At 43.7% G+C, this 24,355-nt stretch carries 23 protein-coding genes; all 23 read right to left on the reverse strand.

Features of this window, described 5'->3' with window-relative positions; all coding sequences use genetic code 11:
• Positions 1 to 2: 2 nt before the first annotated feature.
• The 23 genes from FPZ44_RS13080 to sleB all read right to left on the reverse strand — a co-directional run bounded on the left by FPZ44_RS13080 (position 3) and on the right by sleB (position 24,354).
• Positions 3 to 1,715, reverse strand: a complete 1,713-nt coding sequence (locus tag FPZ44_RS13080) for an AMP-binding protein (protein ID WP_144990845.1) — start codon at positions 1,713 to 1,715, stop codon at positions 3 to 5.
• A gap of 333 nt (positions 1,716 to 2,048) precedes the next feature.
• On the reverse strand, positions 2,049 to 2,522 hold the full coding sequence (locus FPZ44_RS13085) for a YlbF/YmcA family competence regulator (protein WP_261378314.1): 474 nt from the start codon (positions 2,520 to 2,522) through the stop codon (positions 2,049 to 2,051).
• Positions 2,523 to 2,586: 64 nt separating this feature from the next.
• Entirely contained in the window at positions 2,587 to 4,137 is a 1,551-nt protein-coding gene (gene miaB / locus FPZ44_RS13090) for a tRNA (N6-isopentenyl adenosine(37)-C2)-methylthiotransferase MiaB (protein WP_144990848.1), read from the reverse strand.
• Positions 4,138 to 4,315: 178 nt separating this feature from the next.
• Positions 4,316 to 4,885, reverse strand: coding sequence for a phosphate propanoyltransferase (locus FPZ44_RS13095; RefSeq protein WP_144990850.1), 570 nt, complete (start codon positions 4,883 to 4,885; stop codon positions 4,316 to 4,318).
• 122 nt (positions 4,886 to 5,007) lie between these two features.
• The gene (locus FPZ44_RS13100; protein WP_144990852.1) at positions 5,008 to 5,874 is read right to left on the reverse strand and encodes a 2-oxoacid:ferredoxin oxidoreductase subunit beta; all 867 of its coding nucleotides are present in this window, start codon (positions 5,872 to 5,874) and stop codon (positions 5,008 to 5,010) included.
• 1 nt (position 5,875) lies between these two features.
• Complete coding sequence (locus tag FPZ44_RS13105) at positions 5,876 to 7,609, reverse strand: 2-oxoacid:acceptor oxidoreductase subunit alpha (protein ID WP_144990854.1); 1,734 nt, start codon at positions 7,607 to 7,609, stop codon at positions 5,876 to 5,878.
• Positions 7,610 to 7,830: 221 nt separating this feature from the next.
• Positions 7,831 to 8,787 (reverse strand): dipeptidase, encoded by a 957-nt coding sequence (locus FPZ44_RS13110; protein WP_144990856.1) that lies wholly within the window; start codon positions 8,785 to 8,787, stop codon positions 7,831 to 7,833.
• Positions 8,788 to 9,010: 223 nt separating this feature from the next.
• The gene (locus FPZ44_RS13115; protein WP_006286829.1) at positions 9,011 to 9,271 is read right to left on the reverse strand and encodes a stage V sporulation protein S; all 261 of its coding nucleotides are present in this window, start codon (positions 9,269 to 9,271) and stop codon (positions 9,011 to 9,013) included.
• A 196-nt stretch (positions 9,272 to 9,467) separates the two neighbouring features.
• The gene (locus tag FPZ44_RS13120; RefSeq protein WP_144990858.1) at positions 9,468 to 10,262 is read right to left on the reverse strand and encodes a TIGR00282 family metallophosphoesterase; all 795 of its coding nucleotides are present in this window, start codon (positions 10,260 to 10,262) and stop codon (positions 9,468 to 9,470) included.
• A 73-nt stretch (positions 10,263 to 10,335) separates the two neighbouring features.
• Positions 10,336 to 11,883: a ribonuclease Y gene (rny, locus tag FPZ44_RS13125; RefSeq protein WP_144990860.1), complete on the reverse strand. Its 1,548-nt coding sequence runs from the start codon at positions 11,881 to 11,883 to the stop codon at positions 10,336 to 10,338.
• A 300-nt stretch (positions 11,884 to 12,183) separates the two neighbouring features.
• On the reverse strand, positions 12,184 to 12,852 hold the full coding sequence (locus FPZ44_RS13130; RefSeq protein ID WP_144990862.1) for a regulatory protein RecX: 669 nt from the start codon (positions 12,850 to 12,852) through the stop codon (positions 12,184 to 12,186).
• 130 nt (positions 12,853 to 12,982) lie between these two features.
• Positions 12,983 to 14,041 (reverse strand): recombinase RecA, encoded by a 1,059-nt coding sequence (gene recA / locus FPZ44_RS13135; protein WP_144990864.1) that lies wholly within the window; start codon positions 14,039 to 14,041, stop codon positions 12,983 to 12,985.
• Positions 14,042 to 14,366: 325 nt separating this feature from the next.
• The gene (locus tag FPZ44_RS13140) at positions 14,367 to 15,626 is read right to left on the reverse strand and encodes a competence/damage-inducible protein A (RefSeq protein WP_144990866.1); all 1,260 of its coding nucleotides are present in this window, start codon (positions 15,624 to 15,626) and stop codon (positions 14,367 to 14,369) included.
• Positions 15,627 to 15,731: 105 nt separating this feature from the next.
• Positions 15,732 to 16,310 carry a CDP-diacylglycerol--glycerol-3-phosphate 3-phosphatidyltransferase gene (pgsA, locus tag FPZ44_RS13145; protein ID WP_144990868.1) on the reverse strand — a complete coding sequence of 193 codons (579 nt, stop codon included), beginning with the start codon at positions 16,308 to 16,310 and terminating at the stop codon, positions 15,732 to 15,734.
• 289 nt (positions 16,311 to 16,599) lie between these two features.
• On the reverse strand, positions 16,600 to 17,088 hold the full coding sequence (locus FPZ44_RS13150) for a YajQ family cyclic di-GMP-binding protein (protein ID WP_144990870.1): 489 nt from the start codon (positions 17,086 to 17,088) through the stop codon (positions 16,600 to 16,602).
• 109 nt (positions 17,089 to 17,197) lie between these two features.
• Positions 17,198 to 17,362 (reverse strand): DUF4175 domain-containing protein, encoded by a 165-nt coding sequence (locus FPZ44_RS13155; RefSeq protein WP_144990873.1) that lies wholly within the window; start codon positions 17,360 to 17,362, stop codon positions 17,198 to 17,200.
• A gap of 140 nt (positions 17,363 to 17,502) precedes the next feature.
• Positions 17,503 to 18,444, reverse strand: a complete 942-nt coding sequence (locus FPZ44_RS13160; protein ID WP_144990875.1) for a helix-turn-helix domain-containing protein — start codon at positions 18,442 to 18,444, stop codon at positions 17,503 to 17,505.
• A 54-nt stretch (positions 18,445 to 18,498) separates the two neighbouring features.
• Positions 18,499 to 19,263: a DUF3388 domain-containing protein gene (locus FPZ44_RS13165; protein WP_144990876.1), complete on the reverse strand. Its 765-nt coding sequence runs from the start codon at positions 19,261 to 19,263 to the stop codon at positions 18,499 to 18,501.
• A gap of 219 nt (positions 19,264 to 19,482) precedes the next feature.
• Positions 19,483 to 19,737 (reverse strand): DUF3243 domain-containing protein, encoded by a 255-nt coding sequence (locus FPZ44_RS13170; protein ID WP_144990879.1) that lies wholly within the window; start codon positions 19,735 to 19,737, stop codon positions 19,483 to 19,485.
• Positions 19,738 to 19,879: 142 nt separating this feature from the next.
• Entirely contained in the window at positions 19,880 to 20,626 is a 747-nt protein-coding gene (gene ymfI, locus FPZ44_RS13175; protein WP_144991832.1) for an elongation factor P 5-aminopentanone reductase, read from the reverse strand.
• Positions 20,627 to 20,719: 93 nt separating this feature from the next.
• Positions 20,720 to 22,009: an EF-P 5-aminopentanol modification-associated protein YfmH gene (yfmH, locus tag FPZ44_RS13180; protein ID WP_144991833.1), complete on the reverse strand. Its 1,290-nt coding sequence runs from the start codon at positions 22,007 to 22,009 to the stop codon at positions 20,720 to 20,722.
• A complete protein-coding gene (gene yfmF, locus FPZ44_RS13185) occupies positions 22,009 to 23,298 on the reverse strand; it encodes an EF-P 5-aminopentanol modification-associated protein YfmF (RefSeq protein WP_418789146.1) in 1,290 nt (429 codons plus the stop codon). Before yfmF ends, yfmH begins: the two co-directional genes overlap by 1 nt.
• A 300-nt stretch (positions 23,299 to 23,598) precedes the next feature.
• Positions 23,599 to 24,354: a spore cortex-lytic enzyme gene (sleB, locus tag FPZ44_RS13190; RefSeq protein ID WP_144991835.1), complete on the reverse strand. Its 756-nt coding sequence runs from the start codon at positions 24,352 to 24,354 to the stop codon at positions 23,599 to 23,601.
• Between the last annotated feature and the right edge of the window lies 1 nt (position 24,355).

The raw sequence follows: 24,355 nt of genomic DNA on the forward strand, positions 1-24,355 counted from the left end.
GTCTATTCGTCCTTGGATGGATCAGAATCGCCCTCAGGCTGCTTTCTTGCGGCCTCTTCTGCCACTAACTGACGCCGCAGTACTTTCCCCACCATCGTCTTGGGAAGCTGGGATCGAAACTCAACAATCCGCGGGACCTTAAAGACAGCAATCCGATCACGGCACCATTGTTTGATGGCGTCCTCATCTACATCCGTTGCCTTCTCATCCAAGATGACAAATGCTTTCACCGTTTCTCCCCGATATGCATCCGGCACACCGATAACAACTGCTTCCTTGATCGAAGGATGTTCATATAGCACTTCCTCAACTTCGCGAGGATATACTTTAAATCCGCTCGCATTAATCATATCCTTCTTACGATCAACGATGTAGAAAAAACCCTCTTCATCCATTTTACCTAAGTCCCCGGTGTAGAACCATCCCTCTTTTAAGACGGCTGCTGTGTCTTCTGGACGTTTCCAATACCCTTTCATAACTTGTGGGCCTCGGACCACAACCTCTCCGATTTCTCCAACATCAAGCTGTTCGCCTGTCTCCGAATTTACGATTATCGCATCTGTATTGGGATAAGGTATGCCGATCGAGCCTATTTTGCGATACCCCCATATATTATTGGCATGGCTAACAGGTGATGTCTCGGTTGATCCATACCCTTCGATAAGCCGCCCGCCTGTGATCCGTTCGAACTTTTCCTGTACCTCATTAGGCAGTGGGGCTGCACCACTAACACAAGCACGAATGGAATGTAATTGATACGATGAATGATTAGCATCGTGAACGATAGCATTATACATCGCCGGCGCACCCGGAAATATCGTTACCTTATATTTCTCAATTTGCTGAAGTACTTGTGTCACTTCGAATCTAGGCAATAAAATAAGTCTGCCTGCATTGTAAACCGATTGATGCAGCAGTACCGTTAAGCCAAACACATGGAAACAAGGAAGCGCTGCCAAAAACACTTCTTCTCCTCGTTTAGCACGATAGAACCACCGCGAATTTTGAACCGTATTGGCTACCAAGTTATAATGCGTCAGCATAACACCCTTAGCAACGCCTGTCGTGCCGCCTGTATACTGGAGTATTGCAACATCCTCCAGTGCATCCACTTCTGCAAGGACAGGGGCTGAACTGCATGTACGCAGCCAACGCTTAAAGCGATAGATGTCATCACCAGCCGGTACGACTGTAGACTGACCATCTTTCTTCATTTTTAATGGATACAATATATTTTTGGGGAATGGCAAGTACTCTGCAATTGAAGCAACGATTATCGTTCTTAAGGAAGTTTTGTCTCTTATTTTTGATACCCGCTCCATAAATAAATCCAACGTAACAAGTACCGAAGCTTCTGCATCATTTAGTTGATGGGTGAGCTCTCCCTCCTTATAGAGCGGATTCGTCATTACCGCAATCGCTCCATATAGAAGCGTGCCAAAATAAGCAATCATCATCTGCGGACAATTCGGGAGCATAATAGCTACACGCTCTCCCTTACTTACACCTAGCTGTGACAGGCCATTCGCAAATTGATAAGCCGAGCTAAGTAATTTCTTGTAAGTTAGATTGTAGCCCATAAATGAACATGCATACTGGTCAGGATTCGTTTCTGTCGCGTGGACAAGCATATGCCCTGCGTTTATAAGAGGATACTCATACGAGGATGCTACTTCACTTGGGTAATGCTGCAGCCAAGGCCTTGAAACTACCATCTTTGTCCCTCCCTCTCACATCTGAATAGAGACAAGCATGTCATCATCTTTACAATTGGATAGAGGGACAGATTGAATGGATTCGCCTGTAGAAGACGTGCTGGAGCAGCTTGCAGTATACGATATTTTAGCTCAGATGATGACCTTTATCTTTTTATGTTATGCGGATATTTTTAAATTTGTCGCCTAATAAACATTTATTTCTGTGCATATACAAAAAAAGCATCCCGCTCACTCCTAAAAGTGAGATGGTATGCTTCTTTGTTCGTCTTATTTTATAAGGTCTGCCTCATTATGTACATGCAAATGCACAGTATGCAGCAAGCCCCTTACTTAGTCACTACAGCTATCAGGATCTTCAGCACGACCCGCTTCAACATTAATTTTTTCCGAAACGGAGTCACGAATAACACTCATAATTAACTGCAACAAATAGTTCACATCCGTTTGACTTTGCTGGAACTGCACCACAAGTGGGACGTTATCAATCTCATCTTGTAACGCGTCTAGTTCAGCTTCAATCTTTTCGACCATAGCCGTATTGTTGAAGGATTCAAACGCAACAATCTCTTTCTGCTTCTTCTTGAGCATTGCGATTGTTTTTTGTACGTGCTCATGCTTCTGAATCAACTTTTCTGCTTCCTGATACTGTTTTACTTCCTCTGTTGTGCAGATTAACTCTGCCAAATGCTTCGCCTTCTGCATAATATCTTCACGCACAAGTACTTCAGCCGCTTCAAACTTAGGCACACCACATGCTGATTTTGCTGCTGGCTGACTCTGTGTCTCTTTGGATTGCTGTGACACCTCAATCTCCCCCATCTACAGGTACAATCTTCCTTTTCCATTGTACCTGATGCTGTTATCATTTTTAAGAACTCATCTGCATCTTTTCTGTGACAAGCTCGCCTTTTATATAAAAAGATTTAATATCTGTTACCTGCACATGTACAAACTGACCAATCAACTCTTTTGAACCTGTAAAATGAACAAGCCTATTTGTACGAGTACGGCCTGACAAGACTAGTTCGTTGTTTTTGCTTTCACTTTCAACTAATACCTCAACAGTTTCGCCAAGCAATTTCTCATTGCCTTTGCGGCTAAAGTCCTTCATCAACGCATTGAGACGATGCAGGCGTTCCTTCTTCACTTCCATAGGTACGTTGTCTTCCATCTGAGCTGCTGGTGTTCCTTCCCGCGGCGAATAAATAAAGGTAAACGCCTGTTCAAACTCCACTTCTCTCATCAAAGACATCGTCTCTTCAAAATGCTCGTCTGTTTCGCCTGGGAAACCTACAATAATATCCGTTGTCAACGATACATTCGGAATCGCCGCCTTAATTTTATGTACAAGCTGTATATAGTGCTCGCGTGTATACTTACGGCTCATCTTCTTCAACACTTCACTGCTGCCCGATTGAACAGGAAGATGAATATGTTCCACAAGATTCCCTTGCTTGGCCAGCACTTCGATTAAATGATCGTCAAAGTCACGAGGATGTGAAGTTGTAAAGCGAATACGAGGTAGATTAATGGTACGAATCTCATCCATAAGATGCCCAAACGTATACGTTCTATCAGCGAAGTCCTTGCCGTACGCATTTACATTTTGACCAAGCAGTGTAATTTCCTTATAGCCTTGACGTGCCAGCTCTCGAACCTCTGCAATGACATCCTCTGGCAGGCGACTCCGTTCCTTGCCTCGCGTATATGGCACGATACAGTATGTACAGAACTTGTCACAACCGTACATAATGTTTACCCATCCACGCATACCCGCACGCTTCTTAGGCAGGTTTTCGATAATATCGCCTTCTTTAGACCATACATCAACAACCATTTCTTTGTTGAATAAAGCATCACGAACTAGGAACGGCAGACGATGAATATTATGAGTCCCAAAGATGATATCCACAAATTGATGCTTGCTCATAATGCGATTGACGACATTCTCCTCTTGAGACATGCAGCCGCATACTCCGAGAATGAGTCCGGGACGCTCAAGCTTTAGTGTTTTGAGATGACCTAATTCTCCAAATACTTTGTCTTCAGCATTTTCACGGATCGCACATGTATTAAGTAAAATGATATCCGCTTCTTTACGATCCTCTGTCTTTTCATAACCCATCTGTTCCAACAAGCCGCTCATCGTCTCTGAATCGTGCTCATTCATCTGACAGCCAAACGTATAAATGATGTAGCGCTTGCCCTTACCCAGCTCACGTAACGTCTCAGGAACAGCCTCTTCATAGTGCACCTGAATATCTTGTTTGCCACGCTGCTTTTCTTTACGCTGATTCGGTTCTGACATAATATAAATTTCACGGCCACTAAGACGAATCTTCTTGCCGTTCTCATCCTCTGAAATGACTTTGGCCTGAGAAAAGTCAAAATACTTAGCGTAATCCTTCCCCTTGCTCATCCTCTTGGTCACTCCCTTTTGTATTTATAATTTTGTCTACAATCATCATACATTTGATCTCAAAGTGAGTTCGAAACACAATCCAGAATATTATACCATTGTTTTCAATTCGATTCCAAGATAGGACGCTGCAGGAAATTAAAAAACGGCCCCGTCAGGGACCGTTAACGATGCATTATTAGTCAATAATTTCAGCTGTGTCGCCGTTCTTAACACCTGCAGCATTTGCTTCATCTGTATCGATATGCATGTCCAATGCAAATGTAGGATGTACACGAGCAAGAACATTTTCGAATACGACACCACGCTCGCCGCCTACGCGTACACGCAATGTCTGCTTATCTTGAATACCCCACTTCTCAGCATCGGATGTATGGAAGTGAATGTGACGTGCAGCAACGATAACACCTTTATCCAATACAACTTCGCCATGCGGCCCTTTAAGAGTAACACCAGGTGTATCAGCAATAGCGCCAGATTCACGCACAGGAGCTTTAATACCCAAAGCGAAGGAATCCGTACGAGAAACTTCCAATTGAGATGCTGGACGAGCTGGGCCCAAAATACGTACTGTATTAAAGGATCCTTTAGGTCCGATAACTTCTACTGTTTCTACTGCTGCGAATTGTCCTGGTTGAGACAATGCTTTGAATTCTGTTAGTTGAGCGCCGGGTCCAAATAGTGCCTCAATGTGCTCTTGTGTTAGATGAATATGACGACCGGAAACGCCTACTGGTACAGTTTTCATGTTTCTTCCACCTCTCGATATCTCTCTAGTTCATATACCAACTTTTATTATACTATGAAAATAAAAAAAGCATACATCTTTCGACATATGCCTTTTTAACAATTAATTGAATTTATATATAATTACTTAAATTCTTTAAGCAAGCCGTTGAAATCATCTTCCGAGAGGGTCAAATCATGGTGTGCCAAGGACTCCTGGGAGAAGCCTGGTACCAAATTCTCATAAGAACGACGGGAAGTATCTTGATAAATAAGTCCTGTAATCATTCCGTTCGTCTCCATTAGCTTCGTCATGGCCATCACGCGGTTCGTCGGATCGTAGCCCTCCACTGTTGCCAAGTTAACGATATTCTCTTTAAACCAGTCATACGTGTTAATTTTGTTAAATGTGACACAAGGACTGAATACGTTAATTAAAGAGAATCCTTCATGATTGATGCCCTGCTCGATCAAGGATGTCAACTGCTTCAAGTCGCTAGAGAACGATTGAGCTACGAAAGTCGCTCCAGCAGCTAGTGCGATCTCCAACGGAGCTAACGTTGTCTCTACCGAACCTTCCGGCGTACTCTTCGTCTTAAAACCAACAGCACTACGCGGGGAAGTTTGACCCTTTGTCAGTCCGTAAATCTGATTATCCATAACGATGTAGGTCATATTCACATTACGACGAATCGCATGCACGGTATGTCCCATACCGATTGCAAATCCATCACCGTCACCGCCAGAGGCAATAACCGTCAAATCACGATTCGCAAGCTTTACCCCTTGTGCAATTGGCAATGCGCGTCCGTGAATACCATGGAAGCCATATGCATTCACATACCCTGAAATACGACCGGAACAACCGATACCTGAAATTACGGCTAGTTGTTCAGGCTCCAAGCCTACGTTGGCCGCTGCGCGTTGAATCGCTGCTTGAATCGAGAAGTCACCGCAGCCTGGGCACCAGTTCGGCTTCACATTGTTGCGAAACTCTTTGAACGTTGCCATCTTACACCAACTCCTTGCTTCGGGAATAGATTTCGCTTGGTAGGAATGGCGTTCCATCGTATTTGAGCATATTACGAACTTTAGCTGCACATCCTACGTTAAGCTTAATTTGATCCGCCAATTGACCCGTTGCGTTATTTTCCACAACGACAATCTGGCTTGCACGATCCGCATACGGCTCGAACAGCTCTGTTGGGAACGGATAGATTTGACGAACCGTAATATGGTTCGTTTTAATGCCCGCTTCCTCAAGTCTTACACGAGCCTCATCGATCGTACCACCCGTAGACCCCATTCCTACGATAAGCAGCTCTGGCTCTTCATGAGGTGCATCTACATGGATGGCATTCGTAATGCTCAGGCTGTTCAATTTTGAAAGACGTTTATCCATCATCTTCTTACGGTTAATGGAACTCTCAGATGGGCGTCCAATTTCATCATGCTCTACACCTGTCACATGATGAAGGCCGCCTTTTTCACCTGGAATAACACGAGGTGAAACGCCATCTTCCGTGAGCTCGTAACGTTTGAATTGCGCATGCGTCTCCAACGGTGGCACATCTGATGCAAGCTTGCCACGATCGATGACAATGCGATTGTAGTCAAGCATTTCACAAGATTGCTTGCCTAGGGAAAGCTGCAAGTCAGTTAACACAATAACCGGACATTGATACTGCTCCGATAAATTGAATGCCTCGATCATGTCATAGAAACACTCTTCAATAGAACTTGGAGAAATAATGATTTTTGGAATCTCCCCATGTGTTCCATAGATCATAGCGTTTACGTCACTTTGTTCTTGCTTCGTCGGCAATCCCGTACTTGGACCTCCACGCTGTGTATCAACAATAACGAGCGGTGTCTCTGTCATCCCTGCTAGACCGATAGCCTCCATCATAAGAGAAAGACCTGGTCCAGCGGAAGCTGTCATCGTACGAACACCCGCATAGTTAGCTCCGATAGCCATCGTTGCTGCTGCAATTTCGTCCTCTGTTTGAACAACTGTTCCACCGAATTTCGGCAATTTTTTAATTAAATATTCCATAATTTCAGAAGCTGGCGTTATTGGATAGGCAGACATAATTCTGCATCCCGCTGCCAATGATCCAAGTGCCATCGCATCGTTACCAATCATAAATAGCTTCTGCTTGCCATCAGCAGGCTCCAATCGGAATTGTTCCAACGGTCCGCCTGCCTGCTCAAGTACGAATTCAGCGCCACGGCGTACTGCTTCAATATTTTTCTCTACGACTGCTGCGCCTTTACGGCCGAACTCTTCTTCAACTGCCTTATTGAATACTTCTAAAGGCAGACCTAATAGAGCCCATGAAGCGCCAGACGCCACCATGTTCTTCATTAGTGATGTTCCGAGTTCCTCAGCTATCGCTGTAATAGGTACGGCAAACAATCGTGCAGTTGCTCCTTCAGGAACGACTGGATTAAACTTTGCATCCGCTACGATAACTCCGTTAGTGTGCAGCTCATGTGCATTTAAATCAATCGATTCTTGGTCAAATGCAACGAGAATATCTAAATCATCTGAAATGGCACGAATTGGCTTCGTGCTAATACGAATCTTATTGTTTGTATGTCCGCCTTTAATACGTGATGAAAAGTGTCGGTAACCGTATAAGTAATAACCTAGACGATTCAACGCAGTAGAGAAGATACGGTCTGTACTTTCCACGCCTTCCCCTTGCTGCCCCCCGATTTTCCATGACAATTGACTAATCAAGCTCGCCCACTCCTTTAAGGTGACTCGAAAATACTGCCTATCCATGTTACACATCATTTACGCATCTTGTAACTATTAAATAGTTGGCAATGGCTTATTGGCCTGAGTCATAATCATTCTATGTCCAGTCTTAGTAAAAGGCAAGCGTTTTCCCATCTTCGCTCATAGCACCTTGAGATAAATACGATGCAAAGATGTGATAGGTAATAAATATTATTTTGCTATGCCCGCTGTGGTAAATACGTCTTTAGGAACCTATTTGCGTTCTCATATGCAATTTTGTTCATTATTGCATTTCCATAGCGCTGCTCAATCATCGCAAGTAAGTTTGGATGATGCCCAGCATGCTCTAAGTTTTGAATTTTGTCATCAATGCCGTCAAAATCTGAGCCAAGCATCAGATGATTCTCTCCACCTAATTGAATAATATGATCGATATGCCCCAGCAAGTCCTCTATCGTGACAAGTTCTTTTTCTGCTACGAAAAGTGGCACATACGTCACACCTATTCTACCGTCCCGTGCGATAATGGCACGAATCTGATCGTCTGTCAGATTGCGAGGATGCGGTTGTAAGGAAGCACAGTTGGAATGCGAGGCAATGACCGGTCGTGTTGTACCGTCCATCAGTTCCCAGAACGCACGTTCATTCAAATGCGACACATCAAGTACAATTCCTAATCGATCACACTCTTCAATTAGCTGCCATCCTTCTCTCGTAAATCCACCAGAACGCGGCTCTCCAGCTCCATCTACCGCCCAGTTCGCATGATTCCAAGACAAGCCAATAAATCGTACGCCAAGCTCATACAACGTACGTACATAAACCATATCTCCTTCTAGCGCATCTACCCCCTCCAAAGAGAGAATCGATCCGATCAACGAATGGTTTTGTTCTAATGTCTCCAAATCCTCTTTCCATTTCACCCAATACATTTCCGGCAGCACAGCAATTTGCTCGCGAAACAAATCAATAGCGCGCAGTACTTGGGCAAACCGTGGAGGGCCTATTAAAGGAGCCGCTTCTAAATAAAGAGCAAATACTTGCATACCAACCTGACCTTGCTTCAATCGCGGCAGTGTAATATCCATCAATTCTGCCTTTTCAAAATCAACCTTATTCTCATAAAGCATTTTATAAAGTACATCACAATGGAAATCAATGATTTTTGAATTCATGCGATTTTCATCCCTTCTATCTCTTCCATCAGTCTCCTATCGCTGCATTCCATTATAGCCTATTCCAGCGTTCTAGGCATCTTCGTGTATATTAAGATGTACCCAATTAGGTACGTACAAGGTTTTTGTTTCTAGAAAAATATACAGCAAAAAACCTGCTTACAGCGTAAACAGGTTAGTACGTTCTCTTCGCAGTTTCCATCTTAGCTGCCTACATCCTCTCTTATCTTGGCTCTACAATTAATTTGATCGCTGTACGATCTTCACCATCAATCACAATATCGGTGAATGCCGGAATGCAAATCAAATCTACACCGCTTGGCGCAACAAATCCCCGTGCAATGGCGACGGCCTTAATTGCTTGGTTCAAAGCACCTGCACCAATTGCCTGCAGTTCGGCCGCTCCCCTTTCACGCAAAACCCCTGCTAACGCACCAGCTACCGAATTTGGATTGGATTTTGCTGAAACTTTTAATACTTCCATGAAAGTACCTCCTCGGGAATAATGGTTGATTCCACTATTACAACATATTCGTAAACAGGCTAAAAATACCACCAATATATCCCTATACCCCAATTAGCCAAAGCAGAACCTCGGGGCTAACCTGGGCAAGCAAAAAAAAAGAACCTTAGCTGCTTATAGCATGTATACAGCCAAGGTTCTCGAAATATTCATATTACTAGCTCATTATCCACTCATCTTCACGGATACGGATCTTGTTAATCCGCACTGCTTTTCCTGTTGAATCATCAATCTCAACAAATACAGCATGGAAGTGCCATTTCCCTTCACAAACCGTAAAGCGAACGGGCAGCTGGGTTTTGAACTTACGAAGCACCGCATCACGTTCCATCCCTAGCACGCCTTCTTTGGAACCTACCATCCCACAGTCTGTCAAATATCCTGTTCCATTTGGCAAAATCGTATCATCATTCGTTTGCACATGCGTATGTGTACCAACAACAAAAGATGCTCGGCCATCCAAATGCCAGCCCATCGCGATTTTCTCAGACGTCGCTTCGGCATGGAAATCGACTAGAATCGCTTTGGACTGCTTTCCTGCACGCTCCAACAACTCGTCCGCAGTACGGAAAGGACAGTCGATTGCCGGCAGGAATGTCCGCCCTTGAAGATTCAGAATGACTAGTTCTTTACCATTAGCCTTAATTGTCGTCATTCCTCTTCCAGGCGTTCCAGGAGGGAAGTTGGCCGGACGAACGACACGTTTGTCGTCATCGATCCATTCAAATATATCACGGTTATCCCAAGTATGATTCCCCATCGTAAATCCATGAACACCTAGATCTGCGAATTCTTTAATAATTGCAGCAGTAACGCCGCGTCCACCTGCAGCATTTTCTGCATTCGCAATGATAATATGCGGGTTATATTTGCTCTTCAACTCCGGAAGCAGCGTCTTCACTGCTTTGCGTCCCGTGTTGCCCACAATATCACCAATAAACAATACTTTCATCGGAAACAAGTCCTCCTTAACAAACGGAGAAGTGGCCGACGCGGCCACTTCTCCAAGTCCTATACGTCTATTATTATTTGGCGTATTCCACCGCTCGAGTCTCGCGGATAACTGTAACCTTAATGTGCCCTGGATAATCCAGTTCACTCTCGATTTTTTTCGTAATCTCGCGAGCAAGACGATACGCTTCCGTATCATCAATCTTCTCAGGCTGTACCATGACACGAACTTCGCGTCCAGCTTGAATCGCGTAAGATTTCTCAACACCTTCGAACGATTCAGAGATATCTTCTAACTTCTCCAGTCGTTTGATATATGTTTCGAGCGTTTCGCGACGAGCTCCCGGTCTTGCAGCAGACAATGCATCTGCAGCAGCGACGAGCATTGCGATAATCGACGTTGCTTCGCAATCGCCATGATGGGATGCAATACTGTTAATAACGACAGGATGTTCTTTGTACTTCTTCGCCAACTCTACACCAATCTCAACGTGAGATCCTTCAACCTCATGATCTAACGCTTTTCCAATATCGTGTAGTAAGCCTGCGCGCTTAGCAAGAGTTACATCTTCTCCAAGCTCTCCAGCCATCAAGCCTGCCAGATACGCAACCTCCATGGAATGCTTAAGTACATTCTGTCCATAGCTTGTACGGAATTTCAGGCGACCAAGAATTTTAATTAAGTCAGGATGCAGACCATGCACGCCCACCTCAAATGTAGCTTGTTCACCATATTCACGAATGCGCTCGTCCACTTCTTTGCGTGATTTATCGACCATCTCTTCGATACGTGCTGGGTGAATACGTCCGTCTGCAACCAGCTTCTCAAGTGATGTTCGAGCAATCTCACGACGAATTGGATCGAACCCAGACAAGATAACCGCTTCTGGAGTATCGTCAATAATAAGATCAATACCCGTAAGCGTCTCCAATGCGCGAATGTTACGACCTTCACGACCGATAATACGGCCTTTCATCTCTTCGTTCGGCAAAGCAACGACAGATACCGTAGTTTCAGCCACATGGTCAGCTGCACAGCGCTGGATTGCTAGCGTAATAATATTACGTGAGCGCTTGTCCGCCTCTTCTCGAGCTTGTTGCTCGATTTCTTTAATCATTTGAGCTGTCTCATGACGAACTTCTTGCTCAACATTCGTCAAAATAATCTGTCTAGCGTCTTCCATGGACAGATTCGATATGCGCTCCAATTCCGAAACTTGCTGTTGATGGATGCGCTCAACTTGTTCTTGTGTCTCTTCAATCTGTTTCTCTTTGTTAGCTAGTTGTTCCTCTTTACGTTCGAGCGAATCTAACTTTTTATCCAACGACTCTTCTTTTTGTACGATTCGTCTTTCTTGACGTTGAATTTCGTTCCGGCGTTCACGGATATCTTTCTCCGCTTCGGTGCGAACTTTGTGGACATCGTCTTTCGCTTCGAGCACTGTTTCTTTCTTCAGTGCCTCCGCTTCCTTACGTGCGTTATCCACGATTTGTTCTGCAGCGTGCTCAGCACTCGTTATTTTCGCTTCCGCCAGTGATTTGCGAATCAGATAACCGATTCCAAACCCCAAGAACAATGCAGCCACAACGAGAACGATTGCGAGCCAAATGTTGACGTTCATTGCCTCACCTCCCCGTTGGTTACTCCAAGCACTGCTTGGGACAGGTTTCATTTGTGTTGTTACAGTTTCAATTGATTCATACTCATGGATCGACCGGCACCCCTAAGATGGCGGTAAAATTGCATGCATTCGCACACACGATCATCACCCCTACATAGTGACAATCGGAACTATGACATTGGCGAAATGAATCAGCTAAAATCAACTTCTGGAAGGGGAAATTGATTTCGTGAAAATAAAGATACATGTTCATTTTATTATTGAGGAAAAGATATTGTCAAGCAAAGCTCAACTTCTCTTTTACCAAGTCTCTTCATCTTGATCATTTCTGACTGACTCATCAGCCACCAGTTGAGCTGCCTTTCGCGACATTTCACTTGAAAAACCTCTTCTTGCTAAGTAGGCTGCAACTTTATTCTTTCGAATATACGTTTCCCCACGCGTTTGACGCCACTTCTTCGCAGCGGCTCCAACTGCACTTTCCCATTCCTGATCCGGGTCGATGGAATCCATGGCTGCACGTATATGATTCTCATGCACGCCTTTTTGTTTCAGCTCATGTCGAACCCAGCGGCTGCCCTTGCTATGTCGAGTAATTCGTTGTTCTGCCCACTGCTCTGCATACGCAGCATCATCTACAAGCCATTCACGCTCCAACCTATCCAATACGATAGGTATCGTCTCGTCGTCGTATTCCTTCTGTTGCAAATACTTAGCCATTTCCATTCGTGTACGAGGCTTGCGCTGCAAGTAGGTCAAAGCCTGGATGTAGCCTTTATGCTGCTCATCTGCTCGTATAATCTCCTCTAGAAAGGAAATAGACACTTCTGACCCTTTCGTAAGTCGATACTTAACTATTGTATCTTCATGTACATTAATTGGCTCAGCATGCTCAAAAAAAATGATGTATCGATTACGCTGTTTCTCATCCAGCTGAACTTTTACTATTATCGTCTCATCTTGCTGCATCTATATCCCCCTCATTGGCTTTTCTGTGACCTGCCGCAATAAGGAAGGTGCTTTTCTAAACAAGTAACGCGGCAACTACAACAAAGACAAGCACCTTTACCATTTGGCAAGGTGCTTGTCCATCATCCAATTATTCAGCATCCAATGCCAACAATTCTTCCTCGTCCTCATCAGTTTCGTCCTGAGAAGATGCAGGGATAACCGTAGTCAAGTTGCTAGCTTCACGAATTAAGTTCTCGATCTTTAGAGACATTTCCACATTCTCTTTCAAGAATTGCTTCGCATTTTCGCGGCCTTGACCCAAACGTTCGCCCTCATAGGAGTACCAAGCACCACTCTTCTGAACGATGTCCATCTCCGTTCCAATATCGACGATGCTGCCTTCCTTGGAAATTCCTTCACCGTACATAATATCGATATCTGCTTGTTTGAATGGAGGAGCTACTTTGTTCTTCACAACCTTAATTCGAGTACGGTTACCGACCATATCGTTTCCTTGCTTAATCGTCTCAACGCGACGAACATCTAGACGCACAGAAGAGTAGAACTTCAATGCGCGACCGCCCGGAGTTGTCTCAGGGTTACCAAACATAACCCCAACCTTCTCACGCAACTGGTTAATGAAGATTGTAATCGTCTTCGATTTGCTGATCGCACCAGATAGCTTACGAAGTGCTTGGGACATAAGACGAGCTTGAAGACCAACGTGGGAATCACCCATGTCACCCTCAATCTCAGCCTTTGGAACGAGTGCCGCAACAGAGTCAATAACGATAATATCAACAGCACCACTGCGAACAAGCGCCTCAGCAATCTCTAGCCCCTGCTCACCTGTATCTGGCTGAGATAGAAGTAGTTCATCAATATTAACACCAAGCTTGCTTGCGTACTGCGGATCAAGCGCATGCTCCGCATCAATAAACGCAGCTTGTCCACCAGTCTTCTGCACTTCAGCAATAGCGTGCAGAGCAACTGTCGTCTTACCTGAAGATTCTGGTCCGTACACTTCAACGATACGCCCGCGAGGAAGTCCACCTGTGCCGAGCGCTATATCCAACGCTAAAGATCCACTTGGTACGATCTCAACCTGCATATGATTGGATTCGCCCAACTTCATGATGGAACCTTTACCGAATTGCTTTTCTATTTGACGTAATGCCATCTCTAATGCTGCTTTGCGATCTGACACACACTCACATCCTTCATTCATTTTGTACTCTTATCATACCTTTTTTCGAGACGATGCACAAGCATTTTTTCGAACATACATTCGTTTTTTTCTATCCTCTCCTTCCAACCTCATCCAGATAAATCTCAATAAAATAGACTGTTAAAATGGCGAAAAAGCGTTGATATACAAAAAACCGCAACGCACCAACACACTTGGTACATTGCGGTTCCTCCGCTTCTTAAACGTACATCTATTATATGATCAACTAGAGCGAATAACAAGCAACACATCCACGTAACTACCAAACGCACATAAACACGCGCATATCAGATGTAAACCACTTTTAATCAGCTTGCTGCTTTAGCATTTTCCACAATCGATGCAATACCGTTTTAACGGTACGCACACGAACCATCTCTCGATTACCATTTATTCGCAAAGACTCAACTACGGTATTCTTATCGCGTTCAGCAATACCTATATATACGAGCCCTACAGGCTTTCCTTCTGATTCAGTCGGACCTGCAACACCCGTGATCGAGATTGCAATATCCGCATTTGTACGCTCCAACACACCCTCAGCCATTAACGTTGCCGTTTGTTCACTAATGGCACCTGGAGCACCCTCACCTTCCAAAACATTCATTGGAATACCTAGCAACCGATGCTTCATATCATTTGTATAGGTGACAACTCCACCAAGATACATTGCACTTACTCCAGAAACCGAAGTAATCGTTTCAGCAAATAGTCCGCCTGTACAACTCTCAGCCGAAGCCAACGTTAATCCGCGCGTGGTCATCAAGTCAACAACAATACTTTCAAGCGGCAAATCCGCTATTGCATAAATATATGATTCCAGACGTGATCGTATAAGCAACTCCAACTGGTCCAATTTGCGATTAGCTTCATCTTGTGAAACACTTTTCGTCGCTAATCGAATCAATACTTCGCCTTCCTTTGCGTAAGGAGCAATGGTAGGATCTGTCTGTCCCGCTATCAAATCTTTTAATTGTTCTTCTAAATTCGATTCACCAATACCAGCAAATTTTAACATGCGCGTGTATAGGGCCTGTGCTTCCTGAAGCACATGCTGCTTCAGCCAAGGAACTGCGACATTAAGAAACATAGGCTTCATTTCTTTTGGCGGACCAGGCAGAAGCAAGTACGTGGTACCATCAGCAACTATTGCATTGCCAATTGCAAGCCCCGCTTCATTATCCAATGGGAACGCGCCTTCAATCGAATCTGCTTGGCGCTTGTTGCTCTCTACCATATGAATACCGCGCTCACGGAACATATTCTCAATCTTCTCTAAACCTGGTTTGTAAATGCTTATTTTTCGTCCAAGCAGATCCGCTACGACTTCTTTTGTTATATCATCCATAGTCGGTCCAAGCCCGCCTGTTAAAATAACGATATCCGCTCGCTTTCGCGCCGTATCAACAACTTCTTTCATTCGATGAGGATTATCTCCCACGACCGTCTGGTAATATACATCTATACCCAACAGGGCAAGTTGCTGCGACAAAAACTGTGCATTCGTATTTACAATCTGACCGAGCAGCAATTCTGTTCCAACGGCTATCATTTCCGCTTTCATCTTACGCCCACCACCATCATTTTATAAGTATGAACCTTACAAATATCAAAGGCAGCAGGCCGCTCAAAATAAACTGAGCTCAAGCCTGCTGCCAATCTTTCAGTGCTAAGAGAGTCGCAGCACCTTTTTATTCTTTACAAAATAGTCAATCCCTGAATATACCGTAATCAGCGCGGCTGCCCATGTTGCAACTACATCAAATGGGAATCCGATGAAAGCAAACGGGAAGTTATTCAACAACATAGCAATAATAGCTGTAATTTGGATGGCAGTCTTCCATTTGCCCCACGTGCTCGCAGCAACAACAGTGCCTTCAAGCAAGGCAACTTGGCGCAAGCCTGTTACAGCAAATTCCCGGCTAATGATAACAACAGCGATCCACGCATCACATTTGCCCATTTCCACAAGTGAAATTAGAACAGCTGCAACTAGCAGCTTATCCGCCAGCGGATCAAGCAGCTTGCCCAGATTGGTTACCATTTTGCGCTTACGCGCTATGTATCCATCCAAACCATCCGTACTCGCAGCAATGATGAAAATTAGCGCCGCAATTATCTGGTTGTACGTAATATAAAATTCGTCTATACGGATCGGCGGGAAATAATCAACGTTCACCAGTAAAAAGAACATCATGATTGGAACGAGAAAAATACGCGCCAATGTAATCTTGTTAGCCAGATTCAACTAAACACCCTCCCCGGCCAAGTAAAGCTCATGTGCATGTGCAATGACCGATTGTTTCAATGCCATGATTGTATGCTTGTCTGCCATAAATGCATCTCCCACTATGGTAATACAATTCAAACATACCTCTATTTGAATCGTAATATACCTCTGTAATTATTAAGTTTTCTTAATAAGTATAATACAGAGCAAATGCTATAGTCAAAATGCAAAACAAGTATGCGCCCTCGCATGGCCCTTAAGTCGACTATGATAAAATCAATATACTTAGAAATTAATCTATGGAGTGCTAGCGATAGTTAGTAAATTGTAAATCCAATGGCAAATTCGCTTCACGCAACAGTTTCATAACAGATTGGAGATCATCCTTATTTTTTCCTGTTACCCGCAGTTGATCACCTTGAATCTGGCTTTTTACTTTAAGCTTAGAATCGCGGATTAGTACGTTAATCTTTTTAGAAACATCTTGCTCAATTCCTTGCTTTAAACGAACACGTTGGCGTACAGTACCACCTGAAGCTGGTTCGATTTTGCCGAAATCCATGTTCTTGATAGAAACTCCACGTTTAATTAGCTTGGACTCTAAAATATCGATCAAACTTTTCAGCTTGTAATCATCATCCGATACAAGTACAAGCTCCTCTTTTTCCAATGACATCGCACTTTTACTGCCTTTAAAGTCAAAGCGAGTAGCGATTTCGCGCTCAGCCTGTGTAATGGCGTTGCTTACTTCTTGCAGATCAGTCTTACTTGTAATATCAAATGAATATTCAGCCATATGTATGCCTCCTTAAATTTCGTATCCTAATCTATAACAACACAAGGGCATTCCTTTGCACGCAAACTGCGATAGGAATGCCCCAGTGCTTTCATCCGATTGTACGGCGCTAATATCGGGCACGAGAAGGTGCTCGAAACATGTCCAATATTCCTAGGAGGACATGTGCTAGACCGAACCCCATGATTCCAAAGCCCCATGCACTAGGCGTCAAATAATAACCTAACAAGCTCACGACAACACCAATAGCTGCTACACCCCAACTAACCGCCATAATCGACACCTCGCTGTTCATGAGAATATTCGCCGCAGTCCTATTCTCTCCGAAGCCAAATCAAATATGCTTCAAAAATGGAACATGAAATGACGATTCATCCATTCAGCACGGAATCAGCAGTTCGTTTTGTTATAAGGCTATGGTGTCTCAGTAGCCGCACCTGTATTGCTTGTCCCAGCCTGTTCTTGAAGTTGCTTAGCTTCCTCCTCAGACACCGCTCTAACCCGTATCGTCTTCGAACTCGTCTTATCACCATCATCAAGAGTTTGACCATTTACGATTACCTCAATAAGGTCAGCTCGTCCAGTTCGGATATTAACGCCTTGTTCTGTTATATCAACAACTTGAGATTTACCATTTTCAAGCGTATTCCAGAACAATCGCTTACCGTTCTGATCCCGTTCAGTGACGCCAAGCCAACTATCTCCGCCCACACCTTTAATTTCAACCTTTAAAGGCTGATCACCAGGCGCAGCTACGACGAACGTATTCATACGTGAAGTTGAACTTTCCTGAACAATTAGCATCTCTTGATTCTGCTCTGGTTCTGTTACAGGTTCTTGTTCAGTAGGAGGTACAGGCTCTTCTGTATTACCATTGCTTCCGTTCCCTGCATTCCCTGTATTTTCAGCAGGCTGTTGCGCGCCTTCGGAAACATTAGTGTTATCGATGCTTTTCGATTCATCGCCTTTAGAAGCCTGATTCGCAACAATATAGAGAATAACCAGTATTAATATGACAAATGACCACATTAACAGTGTTGTTGCCCATTTTCCAAAACCTTCACTATGTTGTACTTTGCGCTTATTTCGGATCATCGGTTCGACAGGCTGTTCTTGCTCTTCTACCGGCATTGTATTCCGATAATATTGTAAAATTTCATCCGGGTTCAATCCGACCGTTTCTGCATAAGTCTTTACAAACGCCCGTACATAGAACGAACCTGGAAGAACATTATAGTCTCCCTCTTCGATCGCTTCCAAATATCGTCTGCGAATCTTTGTTGCTTCTTGTACGTCATCTAAAGATAATCCTTTTTCAAGTCGAGCTTTTTTCAACATTTGCCCAAGTTCTGACACATTCTCACCTCCTACACCAAATAATATCCGAGCTAGTTATGATTCCTATATATATTATAAATCGTTATAATTCAGCGTAAACGTTTCATACGTAATTTCTTCTTCCGGAGTGTTCCGCAGCTCAATAATATAATCGAAAAAGTCATAATCATACTGCGTTTCCCGAACAAAGATGTCTGGATGTTCAATCACTTTAGTCGAAGGCATATTCATTACTTCTTGCAGAAGCAACTCGTGCTTATCATTAGAACGAATCGTAGAAACGATTCCATCAATAATGAATATATTATTCGGCTGACTTTCCTCTTCAGACATTTGACTGCGCACCGTCTGTCTAAGCAAGGTGGACGACACAAATGTCCAGCGCTTCATAGCACATACACTGCCAGCTATTATGGATTCCGTCTTACCAACACGCGGCATTCCACGCAAGCCTATAACCTGATGGCCGTCTCGCTTGAAAATTTCACCAAGAAAATCGACGAGCAGACCTAGCTCATCACGGGTAAAACGAAATGTCTTATGGTCATCACTGTCCCGTTCAATATAGCGACCATGACGAACAGCCAAAATATCAACTAACTTAGGTTGACGAAGCGCAGTAATCGTGATGTTATCTACTTTCTTCATCATTTGTCCCATGAGCTGAATCTTCTCATCATCATCTGTCTGGAGCAGCATTCCTCTTGTCTTACCTTCAACACCATTTATCGTCAATATATTGACTTCCAACATCCCAAGCAACGAGGCAATATCTCCTAGCAAGCCGGGACGATTTTTATGTATTTTATACTCCATGTACCACTGTTTATACTCCATAACACAACCCCATTCTGCGTTATCCGCTTCCATTCTACAATAATTGAGACATAAATGCCACAGACCTTGTCGAAAATTAACGAAAATTATAATTTATAGATGTAATCTTACTCTTCAAGGTAGAATGACCTTATTATAACAGATTGTGAGCACGTATTCATGGGGCAGTAGAAAAAGAGCGGCCAGATAGCTTTTCCCGCTTCTGTCCGCTCAATTGTGTCAGCCTTTTTGTTCCGCAAGCTTAACCATTAAACGAGCAATCGTCTTTTTATCCTGCTCGTCTCCAACATCCCACAGTTCCTTAATGGCATGCTCTTGCTCATTCTGGGGCGATACCTTTTCATCTAAAAAAGAACCGATTTCGTATGCAAGCTTAGAAATGGTTTCTTCGCTTAGACCTACTTTTTTCGCTTGCTGAACACGCTCACCAAGAAATTTTTTCCAAGAATCAAAGTTTTCTAATACAGATGACATATTCCATACCTCCTGACCAGCTGCTCAATTCAATGGGCGAAACATCGCGCATTTGTAATATGTGCGAACGTTAAAAACTTATGCATGTGATGCACATCACCACTGACCAATGAACATTGATATGGAAGGTTCAAAAAACGTACTACGTAAGCCAGCCACCGTTGGGACTAATAATCTGACCATTAATGTATGCGGACTCAGGCAACGAAAGGAAATAAATCAATGAAGCAATCTCCTGTGGCGTACCTAAACGACCAGCAGGTATTTCCGTCTCAAGTGCAGCCTTATCCTCCATTGCTAAGTGAGACAGCATGTCCGTCTGCACCGCACCAGGAGCAACCGCATTAACCGTAATGCCCGATGGGGCGAGTTCCTTAGCAAGTCCTTTTGTAAAAGCGTTAATACCACCCTTGGCTGTCGAATACAACACCTCACAGGATGCTCCAGTCACGCCCCATATGGAAGATACGTTAATAATACGTCCATACTGCTGACGGATCATATGCGGCACAAAAAGCTGTGCGCATCGGAACGGACCTTTGAGATTGACGGACATACAGTCCTCCCATTCTTCATCCGTTACATCTGTAAAAAGACCGTATGTCGAATTGCCAGCATTATTGACAAGTATATCTGGTGCAAAACCATGTATATCCAGCTGTTCCTTCATGCGCACAAGCTGTTCTCGGCTGCGAATATCTGCTGCAATCGTTAATACTTCACTGCCTCTTGCCATGCAACGTCGTGCTACCTCATTAGCTGCTTCATGGGCCTGATGATAGTGTATCGCTATACGTACTCCCTCTGCAGCGAAACGTTCAGCAGTAGCAGCCCCAATTCCCCGACTTCCGCCTGTTATTAGAACGGTCGTCTCTGTTAAAGCCTTCATCATCCAGTTCTCCTCTTCTCCCTGTATGCACATACATAAGGCGCACTTCCGCATAAGTGAAGTACGCCCAGATGTTATATCGCTGTTGCCGAATCATTCTTCTGTCTTTTGTTCCACAATGGAGACAGCTAACTGCTCCCATTTAAAATGGTCTTGTAAACGTTGATTGATTTGTTCTAAGGTTACATGCTCATATACATCCAGTATATCAAACAAATCAGTCCCGCGAAACGTATGCTTTGTGAATTCATTTGCAATCGATTCCGGAGAATTCAACAAACGCATATACGTTCCAATACGCTTATTTCGTGTCCGTTCGAATGCCTCTTGTGAAAACCCTACTTTTTTCTGAGCTTCAATTGCTTCCTTGACCCGCTTTATTAGCTCATCAGGATCTTGTGTCTCTCCCCCAATGATCGTAAACGCTGTGTTTGTATCACAATTATATTCGTATCCGATATTATCTGAAGTTAGCCCTTCTTCATAAAGCGTCTGGGATAGTTTTGTACTGCTGCCCAACATAAGATCAAGCATAATGCGTGTCGCCAGCTCATGCTCTAGCAATGCTTTTCCTTCTAAGCCTGGGCGCTCTTCTTTACATCCGAACAAGCATTTAGCCATCGACACAGGCAAGCTCGTTACTTTGCGAGGCGTTCGTACTTGTAACGGCTCCTCATCGAAGAATCGTTCGATTTCCCCTTGTTTTGAAAAAGACTTGGCTGCTTGATTCCCGCGCACTAACTCAAATATTTGCTCTGGCTCTACACCACCCACAATAAATAGCATCATATTAGAAGGGTGATAGAAAGTATGGTAGCACTGAAGAAGCGTGTCTCTCGTAATTTCTTGTATCGATTCAACCGTACCTGCAATGTCAATATAAATCGGATGGCGCTGATACATTGCTTCAATAAGTCCGAAGTACGCTCTCCAATCCGCATTATCACGATACATATTGATCTCTTGCTCGATAATGCCTTTTTCTTTCTCTACACTTTCTACGGAGAAATAAGGATTTTGCACAAAATCAATCAAAGTGGTTATGTTCTTTTCAATTTGATCAGTAGCAGAAAATAAATATACCGTACGATCAAATGTTGTAAAGGCGTTTGCAGAAGCACCTTGTTGGGCAAAGGAAGTGAATACATCTCCTTCGGGCTCCTCAAACATTTTATGTTCTAAAAAATGTGCGATTCCATCTGGTACTTGGACAGGTTCCTCACCTTCTACCTTAAAATGATTGTCGATGGAACCATATCGAGTAGAAAAAGTCGCATATGTTTTCTGAAAACCTGGCTTTGGTAAAACATAAACATCTAAACCATTGTCCATACGCTCATAGTAAAGTGTCTCTTGGATGCGATTGTACTCCCGCTTATTCATCACTTCTTTTCCTCCCGATTGCGTAAGACATAAATCGTATCGAGATGAAACGTTGCTGCCGCAGTCTGTATCTCATCAGCAGTAACATCTCCCAATTGTTCAATTAAGCTGGAGGTAGTTCTTTCACGTCCCGATAGGACACGATTGAAATCAAAGCTTATCATTTCAAAAGCAGAATCATCTATTTCTCTCAATTGATTGGCGATCATCGCTTTCGTTTGACTTAGCTCCAATGACTCAATACGTCCTTGACGCATCACTTCCAGCTGTTCTTGGATAATCGTTGAGGCTTTGTCAATCTTGTCAAATTCTACGCCTGACTGAATCGTACAAATACCTTTATGTCCATCAAAGCGGGATGAAGCATAGTAAGCAAGACTGTTCTTCTCACGCACATTGATAAATAATTTGGAATGTGGATAGCTGCCCAATACTCCATTGTACAACAGGGCCGCAGGATATTTATCGTCATGATACGTAATGGTGGAGCGGAGACCCATATTAAGCTTGCCTTGCGTAACATCCAATCTGTCGGTTACATAACGAGGATCCCCTGTACGCGGAACAGACAATGAGCGGATATAAGCTACATCTTGGGTACGCTGCACTTGAAAATACTTTTCTACATACGATTGTACGGTAGAAAGATCGGTATCACCAATGACATAAATATCGATGCTAGCATGCTCAAGCCACCATTTATACGTATCATATAAAGGTTTCGACTCAACTTTCTTCACTTCATCACGGCTTCCTAGCGGATGGAGTCGATAAGGTTCATCCTTGCACATCTCTTCCACGCATCGTTCTTGAGCATAGCGAATCTTATCGTTTACGATCGCCTCCAAGCGCTTGCGCACCGTCTCTTTTTCCTCATGAACATATTTATCTCGAAACTTTTCCTGTTCTACGACAGGAGCTGTAATCGCTTCACCTAAAAATTGAAAGCCTTGCTCCAATAATGGTTTTGTCGTGTTAACAAATGCATCATTTATGATGTCCATGCGAAACTGAACAATTTGATAGTCCCCTCGCTTATATACATCAAAGCCAAATCCTGCTCCATACAGCTCATCTAGACGTTCACGAAACTGGATCGTTTCAGGCAAAGAAGTTGTACCGCGTCTCAATACGAATGGCGTCAAGCCAACAGCTGTAACCGTCTCCTCCTTTAAGGGAACACCGATATAGGCACCGATGGCAAAAGTCTTGAATCGCTTACTCGGCATTACATGGATACGAATACCGTTCACAACACCTCGTTCAAATGCTTGTTGGCGAACCTTCACGATAGGCAATCTCCTTTTCTCTGTCAGTTAATTGTCCTTACATCAAGATGTTAGCTCTAAATCAATTAAATCATATCCTCACATACAGTATATGCATGTTATTAACATATCAACATCTTACTTCTAAATGACGCATTATACAAAAGGAAGAAGCAGTGCCGTTAGGCTAACCGCTTCTTCGCTTGTGCAATGAATGTTTATTTTCGTAAAAATGCAGCTGTTGCTGCTCTGCTTCATGTTTATGGATGGATCGTACCCTTACCGTCGATATACGTTGTAAATAGACTCCGCTGGTGTGCTCTACATGCAAAAGATATGTTTGCCGATAGTCTTCACTTGCGGACGTGTCCATATCCATTTGGATGTTGCTGTCACCGGATTAAAATAGTACAAGCAGCCACCAGATGGGTCCCATCCATCAACTGCATCTTGCACAGCTTGTCGTGCTTTTTCATTAGGGGTCAAATAAATTTGTCCATCAGCAACTGCCGTAAAGGCACGTGGCTGGAATATGACTCCTGCAGCTGTGTTAGGGAAACTTGGTGACTTTATGCGGTTTATAATAACTGCAGCTACAGCTACTTGCCCTTCATACGGCTCTCCGCGGGCTTCTCCATAAACCGCATTTGCCATAAGCTTCAAGTCATTTTCGGTTAATCCCAAATTATTGGAGCCGCTTGGCTTAGACTTAGGTTTTCCTGTTGATGCTTGCGGCGGTTTTGAAGTCTTAGATGATGGGCTCCAATTTTTCGTAGCCTTTACTAATTTGGAGCGTGTCTTTGAACCTACAATTCCATCAACCTTCAATCCGAACTGAGATTGAAACCATTTTACAGCACCTTGCGTCTTGCTTCCAAATACACCGTCTACTTTGCCGTAGTAATATCCCAAAAAGGAAAGACGTCCTTGTAACTCCGTTACGTCTTGTCCTCTAGAGCCAGATTGCAATTGGGCTCCACTAAAGGCAGCAGTACTATCTGACATATGTGTATACTGATAAGCCCCGAACAGGATGCATACCATACAGACGGTAATCCAGATTATCCGTTTTCTCATC

The sequence above is a fragment of the Paenibacillus agilis genome, from assembly GCF_007786455.1.
Lineage (GTDB): Bacteria > Bacillota > Bacilli > Paenibacillales > Paenibacillaceae > Paenibacillus_B > Paenibacillus_B agilis.